Source organism: Bacillus sp. RZ2MS9, from assembly GCF_001816185.2.
In the GTDB taxonomy this organism is placed as follows: Bacteria; Bacillota; Bacilli; order Bacillales; family Bacillaceae_G; genus Bacillus_A; species Bacillus_A cereus.
Genome location: NZ_CP049978.1, coordinates 3,642,273 through 3,657,553, shown reverse-complemented (window position 1 = coordinate 3,657,553; position 15,281 = coordinate 3,642,273). Strand labels below are relative to the sequence as shown.

Below are 15,281 nucleotides of genomic sequence, written 5' to 3'. Positions count from 1 at the left end.
ATATTGTCCCATCAAAGAGTACATGAAATTTTTGAAAAAGAAGTAAGGAGAAATGCTGATGAAATAGCTGTAGAGTTTCAGGGGAAATCGCTTACTTATCGTCAATTAAATCAACAAGCTAATCAAGTAGCAAACGGACTACTTAAACGGGGAGTTAAAAGTGGGATGTTAGTTGGTGTATGTATGAACCGTTCGCTTGAAATGATTGTTGGCATAATCGGTATTTTAAAAGCGGGAGCTGCTTATCTTCCTCTTGATCCTTCTTATCCTAACGAGCGTTTAAATTTTATGATAGAAGATGGGAAACTATCTATAATTCTAACTATGTTAGAAACACAGAACCTTCCTCTTGATACTTTTAGAGGCCAGTTATTGTATATGGATGGAACAGAGTCTTTTTTTCAAAGAGAAGGTGATCAACACCCACAAATAGAAGGGAACTCTGACGACTTAGCATACGTCAATTATACTTCTGGATCAACTGGAAAACCTAAAGGAGTAATGTTATCTCATAGAGGTATAGTTCGATTGGTTAAAAATCAAAAATACATTAATTTTTCCAAAAGTGAAGTCTTTTTGCAATTTTCTTCTATTTCTTTTGATGCCGCAACTTTTGAAATTTGGGGAAGCTTATTAAATGGTGCTCGTTTAGTGCTTTTTCCGACACAACTCTCTTCACTAGAAGAACTTGGGCGGGTTATTAAACAAAAGAGTATCACAACTCTTTGGTTGACTGCGGGATTATTTCATCAAATGGTAGAGAACCATATGGAAGACTTACAATCTCTACGATATTTATTGGCTGGAGGAGACGTACTTTCGGCAGTACATGTAAAAAAGGTATTAAATGCATTTCCAGGAATTCGAGTTATTAATGGTTATGGTCCTACAGAAAATACGACTTTTACAACTTGTTATGTAATGGAGGAAGAATCTCAAGTTGGAACGAGAGTGCCTATTGGAAAGCCTATATCTAAGACCCAAGTATATATTTTGAATGAGAATATGCAACCAGTCAATAATGGAACAGCAGGTGAATTATATACAGGTGGAGATGGGGTAGCCCTAGGGTATTTAAATCGAAAAGAGTTAACTGCAGAAAAATTTGTTTCGAACCCTTTTGGAACCCAGTTAGGTAAACTTTATCGTACTGGAGATTTAGTAAGACAATTGCCAAATGGGAATTTAGAGTTTTTAGGAAGAATCGATTCACAAGTTAAAATTCGAGGTTATCGAATAGAGCTCGGTGAAGTTGAATCATGTTTAAGGCAATATCCCGGGATTAAGAATGTAGTTGTTGATGCTAAAGATTTTGGAGAGTTTGATAAGCAGTTAATTGCTTATTTAATTTATGATTCTCATCATGAATTAAATAGTAATGATATAAGAAGTTACTTAGAAAAAAAACTTCCTATATATATGATTCCCGCTCGTTTTATTCAAATGGAAGAATTTCCATTAAATGAAAACGGGAAGATAGATAGAAATAAATTTCCATTGACTAATGGAGAAAAGAAAAATAAAAAATCTTTTGAATCATTGACTCAAACAGAGAAAATACTGGCAGATATTTGGGGAGAATTTCTTTTTATTGAAGATATTCCAATCAATGAGCGTTTCTTTGAAATGGGTGGACACTCCTTAATCGCGACACGAATTATTTCACGTGTTAAAGAGTGTTTTGGAATTGAAATTTCAATCCAGTATTTTTTCGAACCGGGAACAATTCAAGGATTAGCAGAGAAAATCGAACAACTTATTCATTCAAAGACTAGTAAAGAAGAATTGGTTATACTAAATGTTTCAGGAGAAGATAAGATTCCATTATCATTACCACAAGAACAGATGTTAATAATGGACCAGATGTATCCTAATCTAGGAACATATAACGTTTTTAACGTTATTCGTTTAAACGGTCCATTAAACTTGAAAGCTTTACAAGATAGTTTTTCTTTACTTGTACAAAGGCATCAGATATTACGTACGATAGTAGTTCAAGAAGAACAGTATTGGCAAAAGGTACAAGATCATTGTGATTTTGAATGGGAAGAGTTTGATTTCGTAGATAAGCATAAAACCAAACAAGCATTTGAAGAAGATAGTATATCTATTATGAGAGAGAAGGCAAGAGAACCTTTTAATTTGTATCAGGGTCCTTTGCTTCGAGTGTACATTTTCCACCGTTCTACAGAAGAAAGTTTATTATTATTGGTTCTACCACATTTTGTTACCGATGGATGGTCAATGGGAATTATTAGTGAAGAGATTTCAAAATTTTATGATTTATTATGTGAATCAAAGCAACCAAATCTTATTTCATTAAAACATCAATATGCTGATTTTGCAGTATGGCAAAATGAAAAGAATCAACTTAACAAGTGGGAAAATCAACTTGCTTACTGGAAAAAAAAATTAGAAGATGTACCTTATTTATTAGAGCTACCAACAGACTTCCAAAGACCAAAGATTCAAACTTATCAAGGTGGCACTTACGACTTACCACTAAATAGGGAATTAAGTAAAAAGATAAAAGAATTTGCTAAAAGTAAAAATACAACTGTTTATAATGTATTGCTTACCGCTTTTCAAGTATTATTAGCACGTTATTCAAAACAAGAAGATTTTTTAATAGGGACACATTTTGCAGGGAGAAATCTTCTTGAGTGGGAATCACAAATAGGTTATTTTGTAAATACTGTAGTTTTACGTGCAAATTTAAAGGGAAACAATAGTTTTTCTGAACTTCTTGAACGTGTTAATCAAACTACTATAGAAGCAGCAGCAAATCAAGATATACGTTTTGAGTCGTTAGTTAAACATTTACGACCTGAGCGTAGATTAAACTATAATCCATTATTCCAAGTGGCATTTGTACTACAAAATAATAATATGGATCAATGGGATTTACAGAATATCAAGTCTGAAGTAATTAACATAGATAATGGAACGTCTAAGTTTGATTTGTCATTATTGGTAGACGAGAACGAGGGGAAATTAACTGGAAGATTTGAGTACGATAGTCAATTATTTAAGCAAGAAACAATAGAGCGGTTAGCGCAACATTGGAAACAGTTATTAACGGGCTTTCTCTTAAACCCAGAAATTAAGATTAATGAAATATCTATTTTAACAGAAGAGGAAAAATACCAACTGGAATTGTGGAATTCGAAAGCTATAGTTCGTTCACCGTATCAAAATGTGCTTCAATTATTCGAAAAACAAGTGCAAGAAAATCCGCATGCATCCGCTCTTTCATTTGAAAATAAAACATTATCTTATTTGGAACTAAATGAACAAGTAGATATGTTAGCACATGTTTTAATGAGTAGAGTTTCAGAAAGTAACTTATTAATAGGCATTTACATGGAACGCTCTATAGAAATGGTTGTCTCAATATTAGCTGTGCTCAAGGCAGGACATGCATATGTTCCAATCGATCCAGGATATCCAGAAGATCGAATTTCTTATATGTTAAATGACTCAAAGTCAGCTGCTTTATTAACTACAAAGAAGCTGAAGTCAAATTTGAGTCAGGGAGATTGGGAAACGATAGTTGTTGATGAATTAGATGAAAGGTTACCAGAAAGTATAGTAGAGAAGGTAAATAGAATAATTAAGCCTGAAGATCCTGCATATGTAATTTATACATCTGGTTCAACAGGAAAACCAAAAGGTGTAATAATACCACACAGAGCTATTCTTAATCATATGATATGGATGCAAAATGAGTTTCCTATGCAACAGGGGGATCGTATCTTACAAAAAACCCCTTTTAGTTTCGATGCGTCTATATGGGAATTCTTCGCACCTCTGTTAAATGGAGCAGAATTGGTTATGGCACTGCCAAACCTTCATACTAATCCCAAAGAGCTAATTAAATCCATACGTATGAATTCAATCACAGTTCTGCAATTAGTTCCAACTATGCTGCAACTAATCATGGAGGAAGATGAAATTAGAGAATGTACTAGTCTCAAGTATGTATTTTGTGGCGGGGAACCTTTACCATTGGCTTTACAAGAACGATTTTTTTCATGTATGCAAGCTGAATTAATCAATCTTTATGGACCCACTGAAACATGTATTGATGCAAGTTTTTGGGTTTGTCAACGTAATAGTAATCAGAAAATCGTTCCGATTGGTAATGCTATTGATAATATGCAACTACATGTAATGGATAAGTATGGTATGCCTGTTCCTATAGGGGTTTCAGGAGAGTTATGGATTAGTGGTGATGGGCTAGCTTTAGGTTATTTAAACCGTCCAGAATTAACTTCTGAAAAATTTGTATTACATGAAATTCAAGGAGTTTTATGCAAAAAGTTTTATAAAACGGGAGATTTAGTAAGACGCCTAAAAACAGGAGAAATTGAATATCTGGGCCGGATTGATCAACAAGTTAAGCTACGTGGATATCGCATTGAACTAGGAGAACTAGAAAATGTATTACTTGGCCATCCTGATATAAAACAAGCTGTAGCGACAATAAAAAATGTAGACCAGGAACATTCTTTAGTTATCTATTTTGTTGCTGATTCAAATAGAATTCCAACTGTACACGAGCTTAATTCTTTATGTAGAAATATATTGCCATCTTACATGATTCCTAACTACTACATGCAACTTGATTCTCTTCCTCTTAATCCAAGTGGAAAAGTGGATAAACAGGCATTACCAGTGCCAAAGAAAGAAAAAAAATCTGAAGAGGCATTCTCTCGTCCATTTACCGAGAGAGAAGAAGAAATTCGTCAAATTTTCTCTGAAGTATTAAAGATGGATAACATTGGATTAAGAGATAACTTTTTTGAAATGGGTGGGCACTCTTTATTAGCAATTAGAATTATTTCAAGAATTAAGGAAAGGTTCCTACAAGATATCCCAATGCATGTGTTTTTTGAAAAGCCTACAATAGAAAAATTAGCGATAGAAATTAAAGAAGTAGAAGATTTAGAACTAAAAATGACAAATCATGAATTTGAAGAAGAGATGGGTGCTTTTGAAGTAGAAGAATTAGATTTCGAAGGTCTTACAGATGAAGAAATTGAAGAAGTGTATAATCTTTTATTAACATAATTAGGAAATATAAAGTTTTGATTTGAAGGGAGAATTAAATTGGTATTCAGTGAGTTGCATAGAAATATAAAACTTCGTTTGATTGAGCAATTGATTTCACGTATTGCAGGAAATATGGTTATGCCATTTATGATTATATATTTTGTTCAACAATGGGGGGCAATGTTAGGAGGAATTGCTATGGCATGTGTAGCGATGGGGACAGTGCTGAGTAATTTCTATGGTGGCTATTCGGCAGATCGCTATGGTCGAAGGTTTATTATGTTAATAGCTGAATATGTACGTTTTTTGGCATATATCATTATGACATTGGCCATATCCCCATGGATAGAATCTCCTATTATAGTATTAGTTATGTTGATAATTGTGGGAGTTTGTAGTGGACTTGGTAAGCCGGCAGGGCAAGCCATGTTAATTGATGTTAGTACTAAAGAAAATCGTAAATTTATTTTTAGTTTTGATTATTGGTCAAACAATATTGCATTGCTATTAGGAATGATGGTAGGAGGAATTCTTTTTAAAAGCCATAAAGTGGAGTTAATGTTGGGCTTGACGGGAGCATCATTACTATCATTAATTTTCCTTCAATTTTTCATTAGTGAAACATTGGATAAAAGGGATACGGATGAAAAACCAAAAGCTAATGTTTTCAAAGAATTATGGTATAACTACAAAACTGTTATTAGAGATACTACATTTGCTTTGTTTATGCTAGCTTCTTTCCTTGAAATGTCTATTGAAATTCAAGCTAGTAATTATCTTTCTGTTCGTTTGGTTGAAAAGATTGATACCCAATCTTTATTTAGATTTGGAGATTATTCCTTTTCGGTTGATGGATATCAGGTATATTCATTAATTTATATCGTAAACACTTTAACTGTTTTAATTTTTGGAGTTTTTGTTAGTTGGGCAATTAAACGGTTAAGTGACCGATTTGTATTATTTACGGGTTTACTAGTCTATACATTTGGATATGGTTTCTTAGCTTATAGTAACAGCCCGTGGGCACTACTGTTTGTTATGGTGTTTGTTACATTAGGTGAATTGACTTATGTAACAATAAAACAATCAGTATTAGCGGATATCACACCGTCGGAAAATCGAAGTTCATATATGGCTGTAAATAACTTGTCGTATCGGGGAGCTTCATTAATAGCTCCATTATCAGTAAGTATTGGGGCTATTATGCCATATTGGGGCATGAGTGTTTTCTTCATTTTATTAGGAGTTATATCTATCCTTCTTTATCACAATGTATTAAGACGATATCATGCACAAAAGCCTGTAGATGTTGTAACGCAAAGTAGCGTTTAAAAAACGAAATAAAATAAATCTTTAAGACTAATAAGCAAGAAAATGGTATTTGATAGCTTAATAGATAAAAAAGAGAATACACCATTGTCATTTTTAAGAAAATTTTTAAGAGGGTACTCGTTATCTCAATGTTTACCCCCCCTAATTATGTTTCCTCAATATTCGTATGAACAGTTTGGGAGATAGAAAATGATTAGGAGAAGGAAGTTGAATTTTTGTAGATAAGGAATGATTGAGATGGAGAATTTTGATCTCCTACTTGCTGTGCAAAATGGTTTTTTACCCCAGGGCACGAAGTTGGATAGTGAGCTTTTGAAACAGACTTTAAAGTACAAAGATGTAATAAGTATGATTGAAAAAAGTAAATTTTGTGAGGAAGCTTGGCTTAAAGAAGAATGTGTAAAAATTGGTGTTAAAACAAATGATTGGGTTACAAGAGAAGGAATGGCGGTACTGGTAGCTAGTACTCTTCATAAAGGACAAAAGCCTGATGTTAGTAGTAAGATTTTAAATTATTTTATTGATTCAAATCGTATATCAGAATTTGCACGTCCGTATGTAGGATATGTTTTATTAAGAGGGATATATCCTCTCAGCCCTGACAAGATTTATAATCCTCATATTAAAATAGCAATGAGTGAGGCAGTAGAAATATTGAAATATTTCACATTTAAGGTTATCGACTTGTTCACTACAAATGATATTCATGGTAAAACTGAGGTTATGTTTGATAATCAAAACCAAATTCAGTTAGGTGGCATGGAGACTATTGGAGGACTCATTAATGAACGACGTAAACTCAACCCTAATGCTACGTTTGTCTTAGATGGAGGAGATGCTTGGCAAGGGACGTTGTTGTCAAATTCTTCAAATGGCGAGCTGATTCTTCAAATTATGGAGAGTTTACAATATGATGCCTCTGTTCTTGGCAACCATGATTTTGATTTTGGAATTGAGACGTTAATAAACAATATCAAACAATCAAAGGTGCCTATTTTAGCAGCAAATATAGTAGATTCTATAACTGGACAGAAAGTACCTTGGTCTAAACCGTATATCATATTAGAGCGTGATGAACTAAAGGTAGGAATTATGGGCTTAGTAACGACAGAAACTGTAACGACAACAAAAAGTAAATACATTGAAGGACTAAAATTTATAGAGCCTGCAATTATTGCACAAGAGATCGTCGGCCAATTACGCGAACAGGGTTGTCAAATAATAATAATTCTGTCACATCAGGGAATTAAACTAAAAATGGATGTGACTGAAGCAGATCAAGGAGAACTAGTGGATTTAGCAGGTAGTTTGCAGCGTGGAAGTGTAGATGCAATTATTGGGGGTCATGTTCACCAAAGATTTACAAAGAAAATAAATGATATTCCTGTGATTATAGCAGAATCTATGACGCAAGCTCTTGGACATATACAATTGTTCTTTGATTCTAATAAGCAATCTGTGGTTTTTTCAAAAATGAATTTAGTTGAGACTCATACCAAATTAACGGATGGGGACTCAGTTGTTTGTTCAATTGTAAAGAAGCACAAAAAAAGACTAGAAGCTAAAATGAACAATGTAATTACGGAAACGATAGAACCTATATGGGGTCATTCCTATCGTTATGAAATAAATGGAAATATTCCGCGTGATGGTGTAAACCCATTGGGTGATCTTATTGCAGACGCAATGCGTGAGCATGAAAAGACGGATATAGCATTTGTAAATGTTGGAACGATACGAGCGGAAATTGAAAAAGCGGGTCCGGTTACATATAAGGATTTATATTCAATCCTCCCCTTAGGTAATTATAATCGAATAGGGAAAATGAATGCGATGCAATTAAAAAAGGTATTGGAAGTACCGGACAAGTACACTGGACTACCAGCAATGCAGTTTTCTGGTTTAAAAGTAGAATGGGATGGAAGTAGGGCAATAGGTGACCGATTTATTAAAATAAAACTTTGGGATAGCACACCTATTTATGTTGATGGAGAATTTTCAAAGGACATTTTTACTATCACAACTACTGATTTTATGGCTAGTGGTGAAGGAGACGGTTATACTGTCTTTTCCGAAGTTACTCAATGGAAAGATGGAGAACTGATGCTTGATGCTTGGATTAAGCACTTACAATCCAAGAGAAAAACACAAAGGTTCCTGAAACCACCCAATGATCAACGTGATATCCGAATTGATATTCCATTTATAAGCAGTACCTAAGGGATGTCTTCTTTGGTTTATATTCTTTACAAAAGAAGAATATATGAATTTTTTGAAGATATATTGCTTAAGGATGATTACACAGTGTCATGATTCTTTGTTAAAAAGATTATCTTAGATAATTTAGATTAAATAAAAACATGGATTTTAATTTACTAAAGATGACTTCTAATAAGTTTTGATATGTATAGAAATTACTGATGTATAGTTTTAGGAAAATATGAAGTATAAACTTTTATTTCAAAATAAAGGTATTTATATATAAAAAATAAGAGGAGTGTTTTTTATGGAAGAAAATAAAATTGTTGACGAGTTTTGGGAAGGGAGAGCTAAGATTGAAGATGCACGCCTTGCAACACAATTTAGAGAAGATGATAGCTTATCTTATGATGTAGCGTTGGTAAAACAATATCTTCCTAATAATGCAAGAATATTAGATCTTGGATGTGGTACATGTACTTTAACAAATGAATTAATACCTTATGCGTCTTATATACGTGGAGTTGATAAGCAGCCTGGTTTATTGAAATTCTCAAAAGGTGGGAAAAACTTTGAAACTATAGTAGGAGATATTTCAGAATATCGTGATGATAAAAAATATGATGTAATTCTTATAATAGGTGTGCTTCAGTATATTAAGAGTGATAAGATAATAGAGAATATTTATAATAATTGTAAACATATGCTAGCTGACAATGGCTATTTAATTGTTAAACAACAATCAGGGGTAGAAGAAGATGTCGAGGTGAATCAATATTCAGAGCACTTAAAAGTAAAATATTACTCTTTATACCGACATAAAAATAAAGACGAGGCATTATTAAGAAACCAAGGTTTTGACGTAGAAATAATTAACATTTACCCTTCTAATATGAATCATTGGTCTAATACACACCATTATGCTTATATAGCAAAAAAATCTAAGAAATAAAGTTTATAGTCACATTAGTCTTTTTAGTAAAAATGTATCCTTATAAAACTAAAAATTGAAGGATTAATTAAAAGTATACAGTAAATTTAATATTAATAAACTTTTAAATAATTAGTTTTTTGTATGTATTAAATATTAATATTAGGGAGAGATGAAAGATGATTCTAAATAATATTCCACCAGAAGAAATGCTAGAGGGTAGTGATATTTTAATAATAGGTGGGAAAAATAAAGATACAGGTTATTGAAAAATAAACTATTAAAAAAATAATCTATTGATCTAATAAATATATTAAATCAATAGGTTATTTTTTAATGTAAAAACATGAATTATCCATGCTAATCCTATAAGTGAATATTTCGTTGAGTTTATTTTTGTTCGTTTACTTTAAATGAAATATTTTAATGTTGATAAAGTTTTATAATTTGGGGTTATTAATCAAAAATGAGGTATTTTGTGTTATTCTAAAGGAGAAACAAAGCGCACCATCCTGATAATATTGTGTATATTCATCCTATGTATGTCGTTTGTATTAGAAAAGAGGTTGTCCCAAAAGTAGCTAAATAGCTACTTTTGGGACAACCTCTTTCTTTACATAAAAAAAGAATCGTCCAATTTTACTATAATTAAGTCACCACAACCAAATCATCAAAAAAAGAACGATTCTCTTATGTTTATAGACTATAACAAAAAACAACTTACTTTTCCATTAGATGTTGAGGTTCATATTCCTGAACATCATCCTTCACGCGTGGTTCATACAGCTGTAGAAGCTATGGATTTCTTTATTCTCTTATCACTCAAAAATGATGTTGAAAGTCTTATTTATATGCCTACACAAAAGGAATCTATTCTTCTCTAAAAATCAAGGAACAACTCCATGAAAATATCCATTTCATGTGGCTTTCTGATGAAAAAACACCAGTTTTTCGTACAATCAATCGTTTTCGATCAGAGCGCATGAAAGACGTGATTTATGAAACGTTCTTCTCTCTTATCGACCTGTTGAAACAAAAAGGACTTGTCAAAACCGAAGATTGTTTTCTAGATGGCACAAAAATCGAGGCAAATGCCAATCGATATACGTTTGTGTGAAAAAAATCAACAGAAAAATATGATCAAAAACTAGATGAGAAGTACCAAAAGATTGTCGCTACAATTGAACAAGCAAGTAAGGAAGATCCGAAGGCTGAATTAGAAGAAATGCAAACGAAAGATGTCCATCCAGTCACTTCTGAAAAAATTACACAAACCATTCAGAACTTAGAAAAGCGCCTGCAAGATGAACCGAAAAATAAAACGATGAAAAAAGCAAAACACCAGTGAGAAAAGAATCTTCTTCCACGCAAAGTAAAATACGAAGCTCACAAAAAAATATTTCAAGAAAGAAGTAGCTTTTCGAAAACAGATACATATGCGACGTTTATGCGGATAAAAGAAGATCACATGAAAAATGGGCAACTTCACCAAAGGGTGAAATCTGCCCGAAATGAAGCTGAGTTCATTCATAGATTGTTTGAATTAGCTGTTTAATCTCTCTGTTAACAGGATATTGCCTTTCTATGGTTGTAGTGAATTGTTTTTGCACCAGAACCCTTTCAAACAACCGCTCACGTTAGATGTAAATATAAAAAGAATTGGAAAAGTATCTGGTTCTTGGAAAGCACAACTTCAAATTGACCCTACCAAATTAAAAAAATAAAGTAAGTTTAAATGAAAAAAAGAATAGAACGATGTGTATTCAATATCATGCTTATATTCTTCTTTGTGTTACTTACATGTATTTCATACATGATTTCTACTCTATCTTTTTTAATTTCATAATCATAAAAAGGTAGTAAAGTAAGTAGCCGGTTCCGTAAAGTACAGGGAACCAGCTGAAATGTGTCCAAATTGTGTTCAAACGTACAGTTTTCTTAAAATGATATGGTGATCCCTACTAGGTCTATTAGCTTTAAAAAATCTTAAGAATTTTAATTGTATTGTTTAAGGAGTAAAAGTTTGTTCCATAAACATGTTCACGTAATATGGTACAATAGCTCCTGCTTGTTGAGCATCTGCTGCATGGTTTGCTACTAGAGTAATATATTTAGTAGGAAAAGCTGAAGGTAGAGGATCTACTTTATCATAGTCATATGTATCATGAATTCCAATATATACTTTCCAAGAACTTTTTCCAGGTTGTTTTTCTGCCATCCAATCATATGAAAATTTACCGACTGTTAAATAAAAATCTAATCCTGAATTTCCAATACTAGTTGCAGCACTTTTACCCATACCGCCAATTACATTTCCACCCTGACTATTTGTCTTTTTAATTTGTTGAGCCATTTCTACTGATATCTGTGTATAGATTTTTGTTAAGGAGAACGCATTAGATAAAGAACTACCTACAGGGTACTCTCTATCACTAGGGTTATCTTGTAAAGAATGCTTTAAAAAGTTACCAGCGGTTGGACAATCTAATGTTCCCATAGCAATTGCTAATGCATTGAATTCAGAACGATACCATGATTTGGAGTTTAAGGCAGCTCGTTGTATAGGTGCCATATTAGACTGTGTGTTATTTACAGAATTTAAAGATGATTCTTGGTTCATAATATCATAGTTTTCAGCAGCGCTAGCTTGAGATTTTTTTAGTTTATCACCTATTGCTTTAGCTTCATCACCATATACGACTTTACTAGAACCTGTTTCTACAGGCTCAGTAACTTTAAAAGTCTGAGATTTGCCATCCCAAGGACTCTTAATAGTTGATCCTTCTGATATTACATGGTTTGTATCATTAGGTTCGGCGGCAAATGAAGTGATAGGACTGAGTGATACCGACATAAGTAAAGCAGCAATTGAAGTTGTTCTTAAAATTTTTTTCAATTATTATACACCCCTTTTTTATGTTTAATATATACTATAAATATACTAATAAGACATTTATAGGAAATATCAACTCCTTTATATTAACATATCCAGATGTTAATTTGCAAATGTTTTCTGAAATATGATAATCTTAATACAGTTCTTGAAAATAGTAGAGAGGATAAATAATAAAAGGAGGATAGAAAATTGTGAAAAATAATTTGTTAAAATTAATTGGTAAATCAATGATAATAGTTATATTGTGTTTCGTAGTTGCTTTTTCTATCGTTCAAATTATTTTCATTTGGGGTGTTGCTACAGGATTAGGAAGAGATGATGTAGTTGGATTTTCTAATAATAAATATGTTATTGGCCGCCCACCAGTAAGTTATAATCTCTATGAAAAAAATAGCGGAGAAACTATATTAGATAATGTTATAGGGTATAAAACGGGGAAAGTTAAAAGTTATATTAAAAATGATATAGAATACGTAGTAATAGATGAGAAGAAGGGGGATTATGTGAAAAATAAATTAGGAGATGCTTCTAAAGAAGACATGGAGCAGCTGAAAAAAATACAGGAATTGGAGTAAGAGAGTATCATTTAGTTATAAGCAAATAATAGCTTTTGCAAGTTTCCTGTTTTTCAGCATATTGCTTACTTGTAGATTCTCAATACCAATTACTATATAAATATTGTCTTACTGCTTATATTTTTTCTTTTAAAGAAAATTTAGGCATAAAAAACTGTACCCCTGATCCTTAGACTGTTGAAGTGAACTCTAAAAGTTAGACACGAATGCTAGGTAACTTTCTGGGCATGAGTCCGGTATTGAATGAGAGCACTGAAAAACTTGCATTTTTTATAAAAAAATTCATTTTAGAGAAAAATAGGGCGCTTCTTGTTCAATTTTGAACAGGAAACGCCCTATTTTTTTGCCTATTTATTACTCTTCTTCATTTAGAAGCTTTAAGATTTTTTTAGATTGATAAGGAATATCGGCGTTGCTTCCTGAATTTGCATGCCAAATAAACCCACAGTCGATGCTTGATCGTACCCGTGTTTATGCTTTCACTCACTATTTTTTTCTTCGATTTTATAGCGTTCTCGAGTTAAGCGTTTAAATTCTTCCGTTTCTTGAAAAGCTTGTTGGTCTAAATGTTCCTCTGATTTAATGGCAACTGAATAGGTTTTACTTTTTGCCCCTTCTTAAAAAAACTCTTGGAGTGGACAGACCTTACATTTTTCAACATCAAATAATAAACATTCTTGCACTTGCTCTTGGATGTAAATCTGATTTTTTACTTTTTCTTTTTGCTAAATGCTCCGCTGGACATACAAATAAACCTGCATCTTTATTAAACTTAAATTCATCTTCTTTTTTACGGATTTCTTGTGTCACAATGGGATTTAATTTCGATACTAATTGTAATTGATTTTGGCATATTGAATATTATTTTCCTCCAAATAAGCAGTATCTCCAATAACTGTATCTATTTCCATCGCTCGTTTCATCCGCTGTAATTACCGCAGCTGTAATGATGCGTTTTTCATTCATCGCAATATGCGTTTTATAATCAAAGAAAGAAGAATCCGCTGTTTTATATCTATTTAAAATATTATTTGTTTTTTTCTGTTCTTTGCTTATACGTGCAAAACCCCAGAATCCTAAAATTAAAATAAGGTATATGTTTTTGTATGTCAAAAGTTTTTTTAAGGTTAGGTATTCTTTTTTGTTCGTTTTTAATGTTTTCTACTATGTTTAGTTTTCCGGTAGCAAATACAGAAGTTAAAACAACGAAGAATGAAACTAAACAAATAGAATCAGAAATTGAAGACTATGAAGCTTTATCTCCACTTTTAGAGTTAGTAGAAAAAATGCCAGATGCTGTAGCGAATTCAGGAATTGATTCTGGGGTTGAATGGTTAAACGAAAATAAAGGATCTGAGTTTGCTGGATATACTTTTATAGCAGATGGTGATAATTTAACAGCTGTAGCGGATAACCCTAATGAATCACTTCGTGATGTTAGTTGGGATTGTATTTCTAGTGCCGGAAAAGCGATTGCTATAAATGTTATATCAATTATCAGAAAGACTTGGTGTTGATCAAAATAATATATTTGCACTAACTCAAAACAAAAAATTAAAATACGTACAAAATATAAAATATGTAATGATTGATTGTACAAAGCAAAAACAATATAAAGAACTTTATGAAATAGTCAAAAAAGAGAAAAACGAAAATAATTTCCAATCAAGAGAAGATAAACAATTTCTACTATGGTATGAAGCAATTGCTATATATCGTGTAAATAACGAAACAAGATTGGCATTAACTCTTTTAAATAATGCATTAAAAATAACTGTAACGAATGTTGATTGTTTATCAGAAAGAGAAATAGATATTATGCAATCAATTGCTATATTATATGCGGAAATTAAAGAATATGAAAAATCTATTAATATATTAAAAAATGTTTAAAAAATTTCGATAATTTGGATTTCCCTAGAGATAAAGAAATTAAATTAAAAGTTGTTTTTAATTTAACAAAATGTTTAAATCTAATGGATCAATATGAAGAATCAATAAAATACAGTGATAAGGGCATGAAAATAGCTATTAATCTAAATACCCTCTATCTATTAGGTGAATTATACTATTTTAAAGCTTCGAATTTATTAAAACTTAAACAACCTAATGAAGAAGCTGTTATTAATAACATGAAAAAAGCATTATTTATATTTGAATTAACAGAAAAATAACATTATATACAAATGATTAAAGAAAAACTTATTGAAATACAGAATGAAAAACACTCATAATTTCGTAAAAACTACCTACAAATCCCTATAGTTTTTAAACTTAGCACTATATTATTAAA

At 31.9% G+C, this 15,281-nt stretch carries 7 protein-coding genes and 4 pseudogenes; 9 read left to right on the top strand and 2 right to left on the bottom strand.

Annotated elements, in window-relative coordinates; translation table 11 throughout:
* Nucleotides 1-3: 3 nt before the first annotated feature.
* The 6 genes and pseudogenes from BHV55_RS18550 to BHV55_RS27935 form a co-directional block, all read left to right on the top strand.
* Nucleotides 4-5,073, top strand: a complete 5,070-nt coding sequence (locus BHV55_RS18550; RefSeq protein WP_048568742.1) for a non-ribosomal peptide synthetase — start codon at nucleotides 4-6, stop codon at nucleotides 5,071-5,073.
* A gap of 39 nt (nucleotides 5,074-5,112) precedes the next feature.
* The gene (locus BHV55_RS18545; protein ID WP_048568743.1) at nucleotides 5,113-6,387 is read left to right on the top strand and encodes an MDR family MFS transporter; all 1,275 of its coding nucleotides are present in this window, start codon (nucleotides 5,113-5,115) and stop codon (nucleotides 6,385-6,387) included.
* A gap of 237 nt (nucleotides 6,388-6,624) precedes the next feature.
* Nucleotides 6,625-8,607: a bifunctional metallophosphatase/5'-nucleotidase gene (locus BHV55_RS18540; protein ID WP_162200569.1), complete on the top strand. Its 1,983-nt coding sequence runs from the start codon at nucleotides 6,625-6,627 to the stop codon at nucleotides 8,605-8,607.
* Nucleotides 8,608-8,893: 286 nt separating this feature from the next.
* Entirely contained in the window at nucleotides 8,894-9,538 is a 645-nt protein-coding gene (locus BHV55_RS18535) for a class I SAM-dependent methyltransferase (RefSeq protein ID WP_048568745.1), read from the top strand.
* A gap of 671 nt (nucleotides 9,539-10,209) precedes the next feature.
* Nucleotides 10,210-11,003: pseudogene (locus BHV55_RS18530) on the top strand (transposase); the annotation flags it as partial.
* A 124-nt stretch (nucleotides 11,004-11,127) separates the two neighbouring features.
* Nucleotides 11,128-11,241, top strand: a pseudogene (locus tag BHV55_RS27935) (DUF4179 domain-containing protein); the annotation flags it as partial.
* A 284-nt stretch (nucleotides 11,242-11,525) separates the two neighbouring features.
* Here BHV55_RS27935 and BHV55_RS18525 read toward each other — a convergent pair.
* Nucleotides 11,526-12,413: a hypothetical protein gene (locus BHV55_RS18525; protein ID WP_223277239.1), complete on the bottom strand. Its 888-nt coding sequence runs from the start codon at nucleotides 12,411-12,413 to the stop codon at nucleotides 11,526-11,528.
* Nucleotides 12,414-12,640: 227 nt separating this feature from the next.
* Between BHV55_RS18525 and BHV55_RS18520 the strand changes: the two genes are divergently transcribed.
* The gene (locus BHV55_RS18520) at nucleotides 12,641-12,988 is read left to right on the top strand and encodes a hypothetical protein (protein WP_048568752.1); all 348 of its coding nucleotides are present in this window, start codon (nucleotides 12,641-12,643) and stop codon (nucleotides 12,986-12,988) included.
* 377 nt (nucleotides 12,989-13,365) lie between these two features.
* On the opposite strand, the pseudogene BHV55_RS18515 reads toward BHV55_RS18520, so the two are convergent.
* Nucleotides 13,366-14,002, bottom strand: a pseudogene (locus BHV55_RS18515) (transposase); the annotation flags it as partial.
* A 152-nt stretch (nucleotides 14,003-14,154) separates the two neighbouring features.
* Between BHV55_RS18515 and BHV55_RS18510 the strand changes: the two are divergent.
* Entirely contained in the window at nucleotides 14,155-14,505 is a 351-nt protein-coding gene (locus BHV55_RS18510) for a hypothetical protein (protein ID WP_223277240.1), read from the top strand.
* Nucleotides 14,471-15,162 (top strand): annotated as a pseudogene (locus BHV55_RS18505) (transcriptional regulator). The gene BHV55_RS18510 and the pseudogene BHV55_RS18505 overlap by 35 nt, the downstream one beginning before the upstream one ends.
* Nucleotides 15,163-15,281: the final 119 nt, after the last annotated feature.

Bases quoted from the DNA above. Each gene is read 5' to 3' on its own strand.
- BHV55_RS18520 (WP_048568752.1), top strand. From the start codon at position 12,641: ATGATAATAGTTATATTGTGTTTCGTAGTTGCTTTTTCTATCGTTCAA.
- BHV55_RS18535 (WP_048568745.1), top strand. From the start codon at position 8,894: ATGGAAGAAAATAAAATTGTTGACGAGTTTTGGGAAGGGAGAGCTAAG.
- BHV55_RS18510 (WP_223277240.1), top strand. From the start codon at position 14,155: ATGTTTAGTTTTCCGGTAGCAAATACAGAAGTTAAAACAACGAAGAAT.
- BHV55_RS18540 (WP_162200569.1), top strand. From the start codon at position 6,625: ATGGAGAATTTTGATCTCCTACTTGCTGTGCAAAATGGTTTTTTACCC.